Source organism: Streptomyces sp. Tek67B01 (genome assembly GCF_055231995.1).
Window position 1 is genome coordinate 7176719 of sequence record NZ_JBUYUY010000001.1, and the last position, 14922, is coordinate 7191640.

Genomic DNA, 14922 nt, shown 5'->3' on the forward strand with positions numbered 1-14922 from the left:
GCAGACAGAGGGGAGCGTCGGCAGCCGGGCGCCGGTGGCAGGGCGGGGGCGTGCGTGAGGGTGCTTCGGTGGTGCAGTGGCGTTTCGCCGGGTGAACCCGCCCACCCGCCCGGGTGAGTTCCGAAGCCCGGCTCTGTCGCAGCCTGGGCGTGCACCGTTACAAACCGGATCGTGATGATCATGATGCGGGCGGCCGTTACGGCCGCTGCTCTCGCCCTGTCCCTGCCCGCCAGCGCGCATGCCGCCGAGACCGCACCCGCTCCCGTGGCTGTGCCGGAGGTTCTGCCGATCCAGGTGGCGGTCTCCGCGCTCCCGCTCGCGGTGGAGGACCGCACGGGCTACCAGCGCTCCAGCTTCCGCCACTGGAATACGGGCGCGGACCCGTCGGATGGCTGCAACACGCGCCAGGAGGTGCTGATCGCGGAGGCTGTCGAAGCGCCGGAGGTCGGGCCGGGCTGCACCCTGACCGGCGGCGTGTGGTGGTCGTACTACGACGACCGCGAGGTCACCCCGGCGGGTGCGCTGGACATCGACCACATGGTCCCGCTCGCCGAGGCCTGGGACTCGGGCGCCAGTTCGTGGACCGCACAGCGCCGCGAGGCGTACGCGAACGATCTGGGGCAGGACGCGTCCCTGGTGGCGGTGACCGCCCGATCGAACCGGAGCAAGGCCGACCAGGACCCCGCGCAGTGGCTGCCGCCGTCGCCGGATGCGCTGTGCCGGTACACCGCGGAGTGGACCGCGACGAAGCTGCGCTGGGGCTTGGCGGTCGACGAGCTGGAGAAGGACCGGCTGCTGGAGATCGCGTCCGGCTGCGGCGGGAACACCGTCACCTACACTCCCGCTCCCTGACCGGTGGGGGACGAGGCGCCGGGAGGACGGCGGCGGAGCGGGTTCGGCTGACCGCGGTGCTGCCGCCATCCGGGGTGGGCTGCCTGGGGCGAAGTGCAGCATCGCCGCCTTCGCCTGTCGGCGGCTTCGCCGGCAGCGTCGGTCAGCAGCCCGCCATCTTCCCGTAGGCGATCCAGACCTCGCCCTTGTTGTTGAGGCTGACGTTCCCGGTCTTGTGCAGCCCGGTGTACTTCCCGCGGTACTTCCGCAGCTCTCCGACGGGTGATTCCAGCGTCATGTAGGGGGAGTCGGGCTTGAAGTCCCCGGAGTACTTCGCGTAGACCTCGTTCGTCCCGTCGGTGCCGCTCGCCCAGCAGACTCGGGAGCCGGAGTAGAGCACAAGGTTGCCGTCGTACTGCATCTCCAGGCGGTAGCCGCTGTTTCGGAGACAGTGGCCGGGGATCAGCCTGTCAGAGAACGACGTGCCGTCGTTACGGCATTCCTCCGCATGGTGCACAGCATCCGAAGAGGCGGCCGTGGCCTGCCCCGCTGTCGTGGCCAGAGCCACCGCCAACAGGTTCGCCGCGACGATGGCGCAGGCACGGAAGGCTGTCCTCATGTGGTTCCGCCTGTTCTTGTGAGTGTTCTGAACGACCCGTGCGGCCGGACGCAGACAGTACTTGCGTACTCGTATCAGGTTGCCGAGATGTGATCAGCTAACGACCCAGGCGCCCAATGGCAACTGACAGAGAAGCGATGGGGGCTGGCGGCTAATTAGGCAGAGGAAGGCGCCGACGTTGCCGGTTTCGATCACGTGCAGGCCCCTCCAAGATGTTGTCGTCCCGCCTGCCCAGGCACCGAGCTGCCAGATCCACGCCACGGTGAGCTCCCCCAGTCATCTCCAGGTGTTGGTGTCGACGATCTCGCCGGACTCCACGTCGATGCGGCCACGGAAATCTCCCGCGTTACGCGTGACCATGATCAGAAGCGGTCGCCCGTCCTGCGGGAAGGCGTCGTAGAAGCCGTGCACGTCGTCTGGGTTCGGCAGCAGGTCTTGCGGCGGGCGCAGCCGGAAACGCTCCGTGCCGTCGGCCTTGAAGACCACCGCGTTGTCCGACGGGGTGAAGGGTGCGCCGTTGAGCGCTTCCACCACCAGCACCAGGGCTTCGTCGTACTCCCGCCACGCCATGACGGCCTGCGGCGGAAGCGCGTACGACTTCTCGACGTTCCCGGCGGGTCCGCTCCATCGGACCGTGGTGTCACCTTCCGCCCAGGCGATCGCGATGTCCGGGTTCTCTTCTGTCACTTGGGAATCTCCGTGGGTGAGCCGACTGGGATGAGCCGGGCTCGGTCTGTGAATTCCATGATCGCTATTTGCGTCCCGCCGCCGGGAAGAGGGCCCAGCTTCGGATCCCATCTGGGGTCCGATGATGCTCTCCTGGACGAGGATCGGGTCACCGTCCGAGATCCGGTAGCGCTGCAGCAGTGACACGTCGTCTTTCCAGTCGGTGCGGACGGCCAGCTGATCGCGGACGAACTGCTGGTTGGGGACGTCATCGAAGGTTGCGGCATCGGTGCCTGCGGGCGGGACCTGGGCGGGGTGGACGGTGATGCACCCGGAGGCCGTGAGCAGGGTGGCGAGGAGCAGGAGCAGGAGCAGGAGCAGGGGCAGGGGCAGGGGCAGGGCCGGCGGCGCATGCAGCCACCGTGCCGCACTGAGGCCCGGAGCCGGCCCAGACGGCTCCGTTAGGCCCCTTGGACGGATGACGGTGCAGCCTCGCGTACCGGGCGGGGTCTGCTTGTCGGACGTAACCCGCCGGGATGCAAGATCGTTGGCTGGGCATGAACAACACCAAGCGGGTACTTGCTGCTGTTGCCCTCGCGGGGGGCGCCCTGTCGTTCACGGGAACCGCGATGGCCGACCAGGGTGATGGCCCTGGCACCATCGGGAGCGTCGTACGGGACGAGTCGTTCAATTTCAACTCGCAGACTTTCGGTGACTCGGTGAACAGCGGGATCGGAAACGTGATCAACGCAGTCGCCGGCCTCGAAGGGACAGGCCAGCTCACCTAGAGGTGGATCTCCTCGGGTCCAGCTCACTCCCGCCCGGTGCAGGGTGTTGCCCCTGTGCCGGGGCGGAGCTGTGTCCATACTCGGAAGGCCCCGCGGGCGCTTCGGATGGATGACGTGGTGGCCGTCCCGCCGGACCGTGCGCGCCGGGTGGGGCGACTCTGGAAAGGGGGGTGACTGCGAGGGAGGCTCTGGGGGTGGTGCTCAGTCCGCCGGTGGAGCCGATGTTGGCGCAGGCTGCCGAGGTGATCCCGCCGGTGCGTCCGCTGACCTCTGGGGTGGCGTATGAGCAGAAGTTCGACGGGTACCGGGCGCTGGTGTTCACTCCGGCCGGCCCGGGTGGGCGGGTGTTGGTCCAGACCCGCCGCGGTTCCCTTGTTCAGGGCGCGTTCCCCGATCTCGTCGCGGCCGCCAAGCAGCTCCCCGCCGGCTTGGTCCTCGATGGCGAACTCCTCGTCTGGGATGCCGAGGCCGGCGCCCTGTCGTTCGAGGGGTTGCAGCGTCGGGCCGCCGCCCGCGCCCGCAGCGCCGCCGGTCTGGCCGCGAAGCTGCCGGCCTTTTTCGTGGCGTTCGACGTCTTGCAGCAGGGCGGCCGGGAGCTGCTCAACCTGCCCTACGTCCAGCGCCGCGCCCGCCTGGCGGCTCTGTTTGCCGACCATGGCCTGACGGCCCCGTGGACGCTGTGTCCGATGACCACGGACCCGACCAAGGCCCGCGAGTGGCTGGAGTCCTGGACGGACGTGTCGGGCGTCGAAGGCATCATCTGCAAACCCCTGACCAGCCGATATGAACCCGGCCGCAGAGGTGCGTGGACCAAGGTCAGACGCCGGGACACCACCGAAGCGATCATCGGCGCCATCACCGGCACCCTCACCCGCCCGCAGCTCCTGATCCTCGGCCGCCACGACCACACCGGCTGGCTCCGCGCGGTCGGCCGCACGGTCCCGCTGCGCACGGACGCGGCCCGCCTGGTCGCCGCGCACCTGACGGCCGCCGACCCGGGGCACCCGTGGGAGGGCGTCACGTTCGCTTCGACGTGGGGGTCCCGTGACGTCCTGGACGTGCGCCTGGTCCCCCCCGACCTGGTGGCGGAGATCAGCGCCGATACCGCCGTCGACCGGGGCGGCGTCTGGCGCCACCCGCTCCGCTTCCGGCGCCTGCGCCTGGACGTGGCCGTAGGCGATGTTCCCCGGTTCGGGGAGGGGCCGGCCGCCGCAGCCGGCTGACCCGTTTCCGGTTCGTGTTCGCGAGGGGTTGCGGGGCTAGGGGGGCGGTGGTGTACCGCGTGCGCGAGCACGGCCCATATTCGCTTGGCGCGAGGGGCCGGCCCGGGCCTGACGAAGGCGTCCTGCCCGGGCTGATGAGGGCGGCGGCTCGGTCAGCGGCTGCGGGTGCGCTTGGCGTGGTACTGCTGGTCGGTGACTTTCTCCAGCCAGGTGGTCTCTGGCCGGTCGTCGTCCGGCGTGGTGCCTTCCCACAGGGCCAGGTGCTGCATGAAGCGTTCTTCGGTGGCGCCGTGCCAGTGCTCCTCGCCGGGCGGGCAGGTCACGGTCTGGCCGGGGTGGGCTTCGAAGACGGTGCCGTCACGGGTGCCGATCAGAGCGGTGCCGGCGACGACGTGGAGGGTCTGGCCGACCGCGTGATGGTGCCAGGCGGTGCGGGCTCCGGGGGCGAAGCGGACCATGTTGGCGCGCAGGCGGGAAGGTTCCTGGCCGGCCTGGATGACGTCGAACCAGACGTCGCCGTCGAACCAGTCCTGTGGTCCCTGCCGGTGGGCTGGGGTTTGACGAACTCCATGGTCGCTCCTTGAGGCGCAAATGGTCGGTGCGGGGTGGGCCCCCGCGGCCGGGTGTCGTGTTGGGGGTGGGGCGGGTCAGGGCATGGTCAGCTCGCCGGTGCGCAGGGCGGAGGTGACGCCGCCGTCCATGAGGAGGTCGGCTCCGGTGATGAAGCCGGCTTGGCGGCCGAGGAGGAACGCGGCGGCTTCGGCGACCTCGTCGGGGGTGCCGAAGCGCCCGGCGGCCGACACCTTGCGGACGTGCTCGAACCACTCGCCGCGCGGGCCGGACAGCTCGTCCAAGGCCAGCGGGGTGATGATGACGCCGGGGCTGACGGCGTTCACCCGGGCGCCCCGCTTGCCCCAGGTGGCGGCCGCGGTCTGCACCCGTAGCGAGTTCGCCCGCTTGGACAGGGCGTAGGCGACGGCGACGACGCTGCGCGGCCAGGGCTACGAGGTGACCACCCGCGTCACCGACGTCTACGTCCGCTCGGTCAAGGGCGCCGCGGGCCCGTGGTACCGGGGGACGCAGACTCGGCGCGAGCGGCATCACGACCAGGAGGTGGCGCGGCTGCCCCCGCATCGCCCCGTCGACTCCTGCTTCCCGAAGGCGGCGCAACCTCGTACGCATCTGTCGGGGGCCATGCACCCAGTGTCACCCGGCTTCCGCTCGACCGGCCGGAGCCGCCGGGATGGCCACGACGGTGATCGTCGGAAAGGAGAGGGGCCATGCCGTGCCTGCGGGACGGTCGGTGGGCGCAACTTCGGGTTCGCCGACTTCATGCGCAACATCACCCTGACCGGCGGCGGCGCGGTCCGCGCCAGCGGCACGATCAGCCGCGTCGGCGCACCGCAGTTCACCGACGTCCGCACGGTCGTGCCGATCTCGTCGCTGGTCAGGAACGGCAGCGCGAGAAGTCGGCTGGTCTCGACAGCCGCGCGAGCTCGCCGACTACGCGAAGGCGTTCGCCGGCCTCGCGGAGATGGCCGTGTACGGCGACGCCGCCCGCGCCTTGATCCGGGCCGCGATCGACGCCCTGGAGTGAAGGCGCGCAATTGCCCGCAGCTTCGTTGAGAGCGCGGCTCGGGGCTGCGTAGCGTCGACGGGACCGACGGACCACCAGCCGGAGAGGCGGGGCCTCATGCGCACACGCACCGACAGCACCGCCCCGGCCCTGGAGGGCCGCGGCCTCCAGTCGCCCGCCTACGGCGTCCCCTCCCCGGCCCTGCTGGCCCGCGCGGACCGTGGCTTCGCTCGGTTCCTCGGTCAGCGCGACGGGGACCAGGACGAAGTCGCCGACGACAGCGAGGACACCCAGCGGTGACCGCCGGCCACCGCGCGATGACGCCCCAGCAGCGAGGCCCGCCATGCACACCAGCACGCACACGGTCCTGTACGACCCCGACGGCCTGATCGAAGCCGGGCTCCCGCTGGATCGCGAACCGTACGAGTGCCTCGTCACGGCCGTCCTCGCCTGGACCGACCAGGACACCCCCACTACCCGCGACTTGGAACAGATCGCCCTTCAGCTGACCGGCCACGCCCGCGCGGTCGCCTCCGACGTCCGCCGCCGCGCCGACCGGCTGCCCAAGGACAGCGGACCCAAGGAGCTTGCCGACGTCGTCCTGCGCGAGGCGGAAGGCCGGCTGTCCGCACCGATCGAGGGCACCGTGCGCTGCGTCCAGAACCGCGCCCGCCTTGTCCGTGCCCTTTACGAACGACTGGACCGCCTGGAAGCCGCGGCCACTGAAGCCGTGTGAGTCGCCCCTCCACTACGCCAGCACGGCGGCCACGCTCTCCAGTACGGCGCGCTGTCGCGGGTCGATGGGCACGTCGGCCTGGCGCAGGGAGCGCAGCGTCGCACCGTTGACGCACAGCCCGGCCGGGAGGTGTGCCTGGGGAGAGGTCCATCTGTATCCCGGGGGCTGGCGGCCGCGCGCGGCGCTGGAGCCGGACGAACTCCCGCGCCTGGTCCTCGCCTGCCGCAGATTCGGCCTTCCCCCGCGCCTCCGTGAAACGAGAGCGGCCAGGTCCTCATGGTGATGCGACTCCTTGAAAAACCCCACCACTGCTTTGGGTGTCCCGCGCCTGCTCACACGGGAGTGACCGCTCGATAGTCGGACGGCTCCAGGTGGCTCTGGGCAAGTTCCGGTTCTGGCTCACGTTCCGTGAAGCATGCATCCCAGCCCGGTGCCGAGGTGTCGTGGTGGTCAGGCTACGTCGGGGCTCTGGCCGGCGCCGTTGTCCCCAACCAGCGAAGGTGCGGTTTCGGGCGGCTTTACTCGAAAGGTGTCCAGTCCTGCGGCACGTTCGTGATGCGGCAACCGCGACACCTTGGAGACCAGTGCCCACATCTCGCGTTCGCAGGCCAGCTCGCCCGGTAGGAGGAGGCCAAGGGATGCTGCGAGCGGTTTACGTCCTGTGTTTACAAGTGCTCTTACAGCCGCAGACCATTCGTCGGTTGCCGACACAGCCGCGCGGTACCACACCGGAATCAGCAAGCTTGGCACAGCAATGGCCGCGAGCAGGCGCGGAGCGTCAGGGCCGGCCGTGGCCAGCGCCGCCGTCGCACCAATGACGACGGCGCAGTGGCCGTAGAGCAGGGCCACGAAGAAATCGACATTCGCGCGGGCGAGATCGACCTGTCGGCGGACCTGCTCCGGCGCATTTCCGGTCAGCTCGTTCCACATCACCTGTGTGTCGAGGCGGAACCGGTCGTAGCCGTACTCCTCGAAGCGCCGGATGGCATTCCCCAGCTTCGTCGGTGCCAACTGCGCGTCGTCGACGGGATAGCGAGCGAGTCGTTCGCGGAGCAGCGCACGTTGCACAGTGGTACGCCGCCGGTCCGTCCGGGCGGCCCGGGCGATCCGCGGGTTGGCGCGCAAGGATGTCAACCGGGCGTCGTCCTCCACTGCCAGCAGGTCCTCCCGCTCTTGGCGCTCCAGACGAATCAGCGTCAGGCGGTCAAACAAATCATGCTTCGCCTGCCGCCGGCGAGCACACCCGTACGTGTAGAGCGCATTCGGCCAGAGGGTGTAGCCCTCCAGCACGCGGTAGAGAGGGTTTTGCAGGGCGCAGAGTGCCAGCCCGAGGAGCACCGAGATGCCCAGTACTCCGACAGACAGAGGCGTGACGTCCTGCGACCAAAGCCCGGGCTCCTCGGAGGTGCGCCGCAGGCTCGGCCAGACCGCCACAGCGAAGAGGCTCACGTTCAACGCGGTCGGCAAGAGCCATCCCACCAGCACCGTCCACGCGCCGCCGAGAGCGCTCCTGGCGATGTCACCCACGATTCACCACTCGTCGTCGTCACCGAAAGGTGGACCAGGCGGTGTACTCCCAGGCCATTCGGCCGGGGCGGGTGCTGCAGGCATCGGCGGCGCTGCGTCCCCCGGGCTCGGGGCATCACGCAACTGAGTAACGAACTCTTGGCACGAGGTATATCGATCCTCAGGAGACTTGGCGAGCGCCTTGGTCATCACCGCATCTACAGCAGGGCCGATTTCGGGACGTCTTTGGGAAAGAGTAGGCGGCGGATCGTACAGGTGTGCCCACAACAGCGTCATGTCGGTATCGCGCTCGAACGGCGGCTTCCCGGCAAGGGCTTCGTAGACGACGCAGGCCAGGCTGTACTGATCGCTCCGGCCGTCTACGTTTCCCCCGGAGATCTCCTCCGGCGCCACGTAGCCGAGCGTGCCGACGGATGTGCCCGCGTCGGTGAACCCACTGAGCGACTGCACCGACGTCCCGAGGCCCGCGAGGTAGAGCCGTTCGGGGCGGTCTCTGCCAGTTCCCCCGGCACCCAGGATGTTGCCGGGCTTGACCTCCCGATGCACCAGGTCATGCTCGTGGGCCGCGTCGAGCGCCGAGGCCACCTGAGCGGCGATGCTCAAGGTCGTCGGTACCGGGAGCGGCCCTTCTCGGTCCAGCCGCGTCCGCAGGTCGAAGCCGGGGACGTAGAGCATCGCGGTGTACAGGACACCGTCGGTCTCGTCCACATCGAAGATCGGCACGATGTGTGGGTGTTCGATCGCAGCTACCCTACGTGCGTTATCGGCGAGACGTCGACGGAAATCCTCGCTCCGCGCCAACTCAGGCGCATACACCTTCAGAGCGAGGTCCCGGCCTAGCATCGGATCCTTGGCAAGATAGACGACGGACATGCGGCCCCGGCCGATTTCGCGCTCCACCTGATAGCGCCCGATCCGTGCCCCGATCAATGAGCCACCGCCCTTATACCGGAGGCCTCTTCAGGGTCGCCTCGGAGGTCGTCACCGCAGCACCGAAACGCTAGCCAAAGGAAGGCGGCTGGCCCAGTGAGACACTCATCCATACCCGACTCTAACCAAATGGGCTCATATCAGGCCGCTTGGACATTGAGACGGGACCGGTAGTGCTTCGACCAGCCCCTTCCCAGGGCGTAGCGCCACGTAGACGTCCTTGACGACTGACGCGATCCGCATACCCGTAAGCGGGATGACCCGTCGACGGCCCACGCCCCGCACGCCAAAACTCCCCACTTCGTTGGACCAAGGGAGGCGATGAGCGAGACTGGCCGTTTTTCAAGAACCTCCATCAGCGGGACCTGGCCGCTCCTTCATGGGCCTACAGGATGGGTGTTTCGCCAGTGCGAGACAGGAACTGTCGAGCGCCGCGGAGTGTGGTGCGCAGTCCGTGCTGGGTGGCTCGGCTGTCGAGGCGCACGTCGAGAGCGCCGGGTAGCGTGCTGTCGGCTCGCAGGCCGGAGGGTAGCCGGGAGGCGTCGAGTCCGTCCCGCTTGGCGATGTGGATGCCTAGTTCGTGACGGCTCAGAGCATCGGGGCCGGCGAGGTGGTGGACGCCGGCTGCGTCAACGGCCGCAAGTTCCAGGAGGGCGGCGGCCAGGTCGGTGACGTGCACGGGGCAGCGGATGTCGTCGGTGAACAGCACGCCGTCGCGCGTGCCATCGGTGAGTTGGTGCACGATCTTCTCGTGTGCTGACCGGCCGTGACCGATGATCAGCGATGTCCGGGCGACAGCCGCCTTCGGATGGACGGCGAGGACCCCGGCCTCAGCGGCGGCCTTGGCCGCGCCGTAGGGAGTGACGGGGTCAGGGAGGCTGGACTCGTCGTAGTGGACTCGCGCACCGGAGAACACCGCGTCGCTGGATACGTGGACCATGCGGATGCCGTACCTTGCCGCCACCATCGCGAGCCGGATGGGGCCCTCTGCCGTAGTCGCCCAGTCGGCCGCTCCACTCGACGCGTTGAGGACGAGCTGCGGGCGCACGTCGGACATGACGGCTTCCAGACTTCCTGCGTTCCGCAGATCAAGGTGGCACCACGCGGTGGGGGAGGCGGCGCCGGGCTTGGTCGCGTACGTCGCGACGGTCGTTTGCCCCGCTGTTCTCGCCTGCCGGACCAGCTCAGTCCCGAGAAAGCCGCTGCCGCCAACGATCAGAACTGTCATTGCGACACCGTAGACCGGGCGGCGACGATGAAGGCGGTCACCCGGGAGTTCGGGTGACCGCCTTCACCGTCAGCGTGCCGGTGGAGGCTTCCACAGGTAACGGACGTCCGGCTCGCGCTCGTCGTTGCGCCGACCGTCCGTCTCCTCGACCGCTGTGAAGCCGTGCCGCTCGTAGAACCGCTGCGCCGATGTGTTGACCTGGAACGTCCACAGCGCCAGCCCGTCTGGCTGCTGCTTCTTGGCCAGGGACATGAACCGGTCACCGAGGCCCCGCCCGCGCCACGCTGGGTCGAGGTAGAGCTGCTTCAGCTCTGTGCCCTTGAGCACCATCACGCGACCACCGTGTCCGCGGTGACCGCGACCCAGGTCTCGTACTGGGGCACGAGCACCGTTGAGAACCAGTGGCGGATCTCGTCGTCGGTGTGGGCACAGTGCACGGTGGGCAGAGCGGCGGCGAAGGAACGCAGCCATACGCCAGCCGCGGGACGGGCGTCGGTGTCACTGGCACGCCGGAGAACAACGTCGTGACTGGTCATGGCGCGGTGCCTCCGGCGTTCCAGAGCTGATGAGGTGGTGCGGGGCTTTCGTGCGGGGCCGGTTCTACTTGCCGGGTCGTCCGAGCTGGTGAACTGTCCAGCCTGCCGTGCGCCAGGGCTCGGGGTCGAGGGTGGTGCGGCAGTCGACCATCAGGAGGTTGGCCGGGAGATAGGCCAGATCGCGGGGGTCGGCCTGCTGGTATTCGGGCCATTCGGTGGCCAGGACGACGAGGTCGGCTGCGTCGACGGACCGGGGGAGGCTGTCGGTGTAGTCCAGCTCCGGGTTGCGGGTCATGGCGGTGGCCACGGCTTGCGGGTCGTGGACGGTGACGGTGGCGCCGGCTTGCTGGAGGGCGTGGGCGAGGGCGAGTGCCGGGGATTCGCGGACGTCGTTGGTGCCGGGCTTGAACGCGGCGCCCCAGACGGTGACGCGAGCCCCGTTGAGGGGGCGTTCGCCCAGGGCGCGGGTGATGAGGTTCATGGCGACGTCGGTGCGGCTCTCGTTGATCTTCTCGGCGGCGCGCAGGAGGGCAGCGGCCTGGTCGGCGCCGAGCTGGCGGGCGGAGGCGGTGAAGGCGCGGACGTCTTTGGGGAGGCAGCCGCCGCCGTAGCCGATGCCGGGGCGCATGCTGCCGGCGCCGATGCGGGGGTCGATGCCGAGGATGGCCACGATCTGGGAGATGTCGCCGCCCGCCGCGTCGCACATGTCGGCGACGGCGTTGATGTAGCTGATCTTCAGGCCGAGGAAGGTGTTCGCGGCGCCCTTGGCGAGTTCGGCGGTCTGGGGGTCGGTGACGAACAGGGGGACACCGGCGTCGAGGATGGGGGCGTAGACGGTGCGGATTGCTTTCTCGCCTTCGGCGGTGGTGAGTCCGGCGATGAGGCGGTCCGGTCGGAGGGTGTCCTCGACGGCGTGTCCCTCGCGGAGGAATTCCGGGTTCCACACGACGTCGACGGCTTCGCCGGCCGGGGCGAGGCGCTGGGCGAGGGCGGTGACCTGGACGGTGGTACCGACGGTGACGGTGCTCTTGCCGACGATGGTGCAGGGGCGGGTCAGGTGGGGGGCGAGTTGGCGGATGGCGCCGTAGACCTGTGCGGTGTCGTAGGAGCGGCCGTCGGCGTCGATGGGGGTGCCGACGCCGATGAAGTGGAGTTCGGCGAAGTCGGCGGCCTCGCGGATGTCGGTGGTGAACCGCAGGCGTCCGCTGGCGGTGTGGCGGGCGAGCAGGTCGGGTAGCCCCGTCTCGTAGATGGGGCATTGGCCGGCGTTGAGCCGGTCGACCTTGGCCTGGTCGACGTCCACGCCGATGACTTCGTGACCCAGTTCGGCCATCGCCGCCGCGTGCGGGATGCCGAGGTGTCCGCAGCCGATTACTGAAATACGCATTGCTTGACTCTCATCCTGGGAGGGGCCCGTGTGGCGGGGCCGGGGAACGAGCCCAGAGGCTAGCGCCGTTCCCCGGCCCGCAAGTTCACGCGCTGGTCGCGTTGAGGGTCAGCAGCCGCTCCAGCTCGCTGACCGCGTCGTGGGCGGTCTGCCGTACGACCACGTCACCGGTCTGCGGGGCCTCCAGCGGGTAGTCGAACCAGGAGCCGTCCGGACGGGGGAATCCCTCCGGGTCGACGAGGAACACCTTGAGTCCGGCCGCGCGGGCGCGCTTGGCCACCCAGCGCCGGTCGGCGTGTAGCCCGATCACGACGAGGGCCTTCGCTTCGGGGTGGAAGGTGACCGGCGGGATCCGCTGGTCGTAGCGGCGCATGAACTGCTCTTCGAACCCGGCGCGCGCGCCCAGTCCGTCGAAGTTGTTCGTGATGAACGGGCCGACCATGTGACCGGCCTCCTCCATGCGCTTGAGCGCGTGCAGGGCCGGGGTGACCTCGGCGTTGAAGCAAGTCCGGTACATCTCCGACAGCTCGCTGACCTTGTCCTCGGTGTCGAGGAACATCTCCGCGAGCAGCGGGTCCCGGCCCGGGGCGAGGACGAACGTGAAGCCCTTGCCGAGCAGTTCGTCCTCGATCTCATTCACGTGGTAGATCTCGTGGAGCCGGTGCAGGGGCGGGATCCCGGCTTCGTAGGAGACGCCGCAGCCGACCTCGACCTGGAACGGCAGGAAGTCGGTGAGCTGCGCCAGGCTGTCGGCGTAGACCGGCTGCCCGGGGGTGTCCTTGACTCGGACACCGTGGGTCAGCACCTCCCACGGCCGGCGGCGGACCGTCCGCGGCGGGAAGGTGTTGACGGAGGTGAACGTGGTGTCGATGACCTCGTAGTGGGCCGGAAGCCTGCGGCCGGCCCGCAGATCCTCCGGGTGTTCTTCGACGCGGATCAGGTGGACGCGCAGGTCCCCCAGCTCGAACCGGCCCGCCCCGACCTGCTTCCAGCCGTCCTCGGTGAGCATGGCGTGGTTCTGCTCCCACGCCTCCTCGATCTCGGCCCGCGGTGCCGCGACCGAGTGGTACAGGTACATCTGCGTCATGGCGAGTGCCGGCGCCGCGGTGGTGTCCACGAGCCCGTACTGGTGCCAGTAGTGGACGATGCGGCGGCGCGCGTCGCCCTCGCCCGTCCAGCCGGAGTTGGCGGCGGTCTCCTCCTGCTGGGTGCGCCGCCAGATGCCCTCCTCCTCGAAGCGGGGGCGGTCGGCGGTCACCCCGTAGAAGTCGTGCCACTTGCGGAGCTGGTCCTCATCGAGCTGGTCGATGACCGTGACGGGAAACTGCATGTCGTGCCTCGATCTCTGAGTCGAAACGGTCCGCCCCCTTGGAAGGGGAGCGGCGGGTGGGCTAGCTGAGGGCGGCCACCGCGTCGGTGAGCGCGCCGGTCAGGAAGCTGAGGTCCTCGTCGCTGGAGTTCAGCGGCGGCGCGACGACCAGGCCCTCGCTGCGCGGCTCCCCGGCCCCGGTGAACGGGTAGAAGAAGACGCCGCGCCGCTCGCACTCCTGCATCAGGGGCCAGAGCAGGCCGGCCGCGACCTCGACCCCGTAGAGGTGGCCGATGCCACGGACGTCTCGCACCGGCGCCCAAGAGGCAAGGGAGCGCAGTGACGTTCCCAGGCGCTCGCCGCGAGCGGTGAAAGCGCCGAAGTCCACGGACTCCAGCTCGTCCAGGACCCCGAGGCAGGCCGCCGCCATGAGGGGGTGGGTGGCCATGGTGCCCATGGCGGGCAGCGGGTCCGCGTCCTTGTGACGCAGCAGCGGCGCGATCTCCGGCGACACCAACACCGCGCCCACCCCGACGTAGCCGGCACCCAAACCCTTGGACAGGATGACCAGGTCGGGCTCGCACCCGTCCCAGTGATGACTCGCCAGAGGCGTGCCGGTGCGCCACAGCCCGGTCAGGACCTCGTCATGGATGACCAGGACGTTCCGCTCCCGGCAGATCTCCGACACCCGCCGCAGATACCCGCCGGGCGGCACGAAGGCGCCGCCCGTGGTCCCGTTGACCGGCTCGATCAGCACCGCGGCGACGTTCTCCGCACCCCGGCTGTCGATCGCCCGCGCCACCTCGCCCGCACACGAGGCATCACACCCGTGCCCTTCATGCGCGTGGCCGTGCGACGGCGGGTACGGGGCCGGGAAGGCGGGGCCGAGACCGTAGCGGTCTTCCGGGCGGGGGTTGCGGATCTGGTTGCCGGCGACCCCCAGGGTGAACATGCTGTTGCCGTGGTACGACAGGCTGGACGTCAGGATGTCCCCGCGCCGCTTCCCGTCGCGGACCCGCACGATGTTCCGCGCCAGGCCCACCGCGACCTCCACGCCGAGGGTGCCGCACGTGGTCAGCGCGACGGAGTCCTCCGGGCGGCCCACCGCCTGGCACAGGCGGACCATCAGCTCCATCTGGATGTGGGGCTGCACGACGGCGGCACCACCGAAGGAGTAGCGGGAGAACTGCCGCTCGATGCGGGAGAGAACCGCCGGACTGCCCTGCCCGACGTTCACACAGAGCAGGCCGCTCGATCCGTCGAAGATCCGCCGGCCGTCGGCGCAGTGCAGCCAGGGCCCGTTCGATCCCACGGCTTCGAAGTCCGGCAGGGGCCTGGACGACGTCAGCAGACGTTCACGTTGACGCAAGTACCGATCCACGGAGAGTCCCTTCCTGGTCGTGCTCACTGGGAGGGTGGAAGTGCGCGGCGAGGGTGGACCGCGGCAACTCCAAGACCACCGCACCAGAACGCGGTACAACAGTCCGTAGCCGCAGAGCTGCAAGGAGTTTGCATCTCATGCAAATACGGACGGCCGCGTGCGAGCCCTGCCCTGAGGGCCACGCA

14 protein-coding genes and 3 pseudogenes are annotated in these 14922 nt (G+C 69.4%); 6 read left to right on the forward strand and 11 right to left on the reverse strand.

The genetic code is table 11. From position 1 onward, the window contains the following. Positions 1–174 precede the first annotated feature (174 nt). Entirely contained in the window at positions 175–852 is a 678-nt protein-coding gene (locus tag ACV7NM_RS32920; RefSeq protein WP_463414147.1) for an HNH endonuclease family protein, read from the forward strand. A 142-nt stretch (positions 853–994) separates the two neighbouring features. Here ACV7NM_RS32920 and ACV7NM_RS32925 read toward each other — a convergent pair whose 3' ends face one another. Next, on the reverse strand, positions 995–1450 hold the full coding sequence (locus ACV7NM_RS32925; protein WP_463413726.1) for a hypothetical protein: 456 nt from the start codon (positions 1448–1450) through the stop codon (positions 995–997). Between the two features lie 276 nt (positions 1451–1726). Next, complete coding sequence (locus tag ACV7NM_RS32930) at positions 1727–2137, reverse strand: hypothetical protein (protein WP_463413727.1); 411 nt, start codon at positions 2135–2137, stop codon at positions 1727–1729. 536 nt (positions 2138–2673) lie between these two features. Here ACV7NM_RS32930 and ACV7NM_RS32935 point away from each other — a divergent pair. Next, positions 2674–2904: a hypothetical protein gene (locus tag ACV7NM_RS32935; protein WP_463413728.1), complete on the forward strand. Its 231-nt coding sequence runs from the start codon at positions 2674–2676 to the stop codon at positions 2902–2904. Positions 2905–3074: 170 nt separating this feature from the next. Further along, the gene (locus tag ACV7NM_RS32940; protein WP_463413729.1) at positions 3075–4127 is read left to right on the forward strand and encodes an ATP-dependent DNA ligase; all 1053 of its coding nucleotides are present in this window, start codon (positions 3075–3077) and stop codon (positions 4125–4127) included. A gap of 152 nt (positions 4128–4279) precedes the next feature. Here the strand turns inward: ACV7NM_RS32940 and ACV7NM_RS32945 are convergent. Beyond that, positions 4280–4698 (reverse strand): annotated as a pseudogene (locus ACV7NM_RS32945) ((R)-mandelonitrile lyase). A 76-nt stretch (positions 4699–4774) separates the two neighbouring features. Then, on the reverse strand, positions 4775–5092 hold the full coding sequence (locus tag ACV7NM_RS32950) for an SDR family oxidoreductase (RefSeq protein ID WP_463414148.1): 318 nt from the start codon (positions 5090–5092) through the stop codon (positions 4775–4777). 515 nt (positions 5093–5607) lie between these two features. Here ACV7NM_RS32950 and ACV7NM_RS32955 point away from each other — a divergent pair. The 3 genes and pseudogenes from ACV7NM_RS32955 to ACV7NM_RS32965 all read left to right on the forward strand — a co-directional run. Then, positions 5608–5724: pseudogene (locus ACV7NM_RS32955) on the forward strand (transcriptional regulator); the annotation flags it as partial. Positions 5725–5820: 96 nt separating this feature from the next. Further along, positions 5821–6003 carry a hypothetical protein gene (locus ACV7NM_RS32960; protein WP_463413730.1) on the forward strand — a complete coding sequence of 61 codons (183 nt, stop codon included), beginning with the start codon at positions 5821–5823 and terminating at the stop codon, positions 6001–6003. Positions 6004–6046: 43 nt separating this feature from the next. Then, positions 6047–6439, forward strand: coding sequence for a DUF6415 family natural product biosynthesis protein (locus ACV7NM_RS32965; RefSeq protein ID WP_463413731.1), 393 nt, complete (start codon positions 6047–6049; stop codon positions 6437–6439). A 450-nt stretch (positions 6440–6889) separates the two neighbouring features. Here the strand turns inward: ACV7NM_RS32965 and ACV7NM_RS32970 are convergent, their stop codons facing one another. The 7 genes and pseudogenes from ACV7NM_RS32970 to ACV7NM_RS33000 form a co-directional block, all read right to left on the reverse strand. Continuing rightward, positions 6890–7966, reverse strand: a complete 1077-nt coding sequence (locus ACV7NM_RS32970) for a hypothetical protein (RefSeq protein WP_463413732.1) — start codon at positions 7964–7966, stop codon at positions 6890–6892. 3 nt (positions 7967–7969) lie between these two features. Next, complete coding sequence (locus ACV7NM_RS32975; RefSeq protein ID WP_463413733.1) at positions 7970–8866, reverse strand: serine/threonine-protein kinase; 897 nt, start codon at positions 8864–8866, stop codon at positions 7970–7972. 415 nt (positions 8867–9281) lie between these two features. After that, the gene (locus ACV7NM_RS32980; protein ID WP_463413734.1) at positions 9282–10124 is read right to left on the reverse strand and encodes an SDR family oxidoreductase; all 843 of its coding nucleotides are present in this window, start codon (positions 10122–10124) and stop codon (positions 9282–9284) included. A 69-nt stretch (positions 10125–10193) separates the two neighbouring features. Continuing rightward, positions 10194–10660, reverse strand: a pseudogene (locus ACV7NM_RS32985) (N-acetyltransferase family protein). 64 nt (positions 10661–10724) lie between these two features. After that, on the reverse strand, positions 10725–12047 hold the full coding sequence (locus ACV7NM_RS32990) for a UDP-glucose dehydrogenase family protein (RefSeq protein ID WP_463413735.1): 1323 nt from the start codon (positions 12045–12047) through the stop codon (positions 10725–10727). Between the two features lie 85 nt (positions 12048–12132). After that, complete coding sequence (locus ACV7NM_RS32995; RefSeq protein WP_463413736.1) at positions 12133–13377, reverse strand: SIR2 family protein; 1245 nt, start codon at positions 13375–13377, stop codon at positions 12133–12135. 61 nt (positions 13378–13438) lie between these two features. Next, positions 13439–14725 (reverse strand): aminotransferase class III-fold pyridoxal phosphate-dependent enzyme, encoded by a 1287-nt coding sequence (locus ACV7NM_RS33000; protein WP_463413737.1) that lies wholly within the window; start codon positions 14723–14725, stop codon positions 13439–13441. Positions 14726–14922: the final 197 nt, after the last annotated feature.

Bases quoted from the DNA above. Each gene is read 5' to 3' on its own strand.
- ACV7NM_RS32920 (WP_463414147.1), top strand. From the start codon at position 175: ATGATCATGATGCGGGCGGCCGTTACGGCCGCTGCTCTCGCCCTGTCC.
- ACV7NM_RS32925 (WP_463413726.1), bottom strand. From the start codon at position 1,450: ATGAGGACAGCCTTCCGTGCCTGCGCCATCGTCGCGGCGAACCTGTTG.
- ACV7NM_RS32935 (WP_463413728.1), top strand. From the start codon at position 2,674: ATGAACAACACCAAGCGGGTACTTGCTGCTGTTGCCCTCGCGGGGGGC.
- ACV7NM_RS32960 (WP_463413730.1), top strand. From the start codon at position 5,821: ATGCGCACACGCACCGACAGCACCGCCCCGGCCCTGGAGGGCCGCGGC.
- ACV7NM_RS32965 (WP_463413731.1), top strand. From the start codon at position 6,047: ATGCACACCAGCACGCACACGGTCCTGTACGACCCCGACGGCCTGATC.
- ACV7NM_RS32980 (WP_463413734.1), bottom strand. From the start codon at position 10,124: ATGACAGTTCTGATCGTTGGCGGCAGCGGCTTTCTCGGGACTGAGCTG.
- ACV7NM_RS32990 (WP_463413735.1), bottom strand. From the start codon at position 12,047: ATGCGTATTTCAGTAATCGGCTGCGGACACCTCGGCATCCCGCACGCG.
- ACV7NM_RS32995 (WP_463413736.1), bottom strand. From the start codon at position 13,377: ATGCAGTTTCCCGTCACGGTCATCGACCAGCTCGATGAGGACCAGCTC.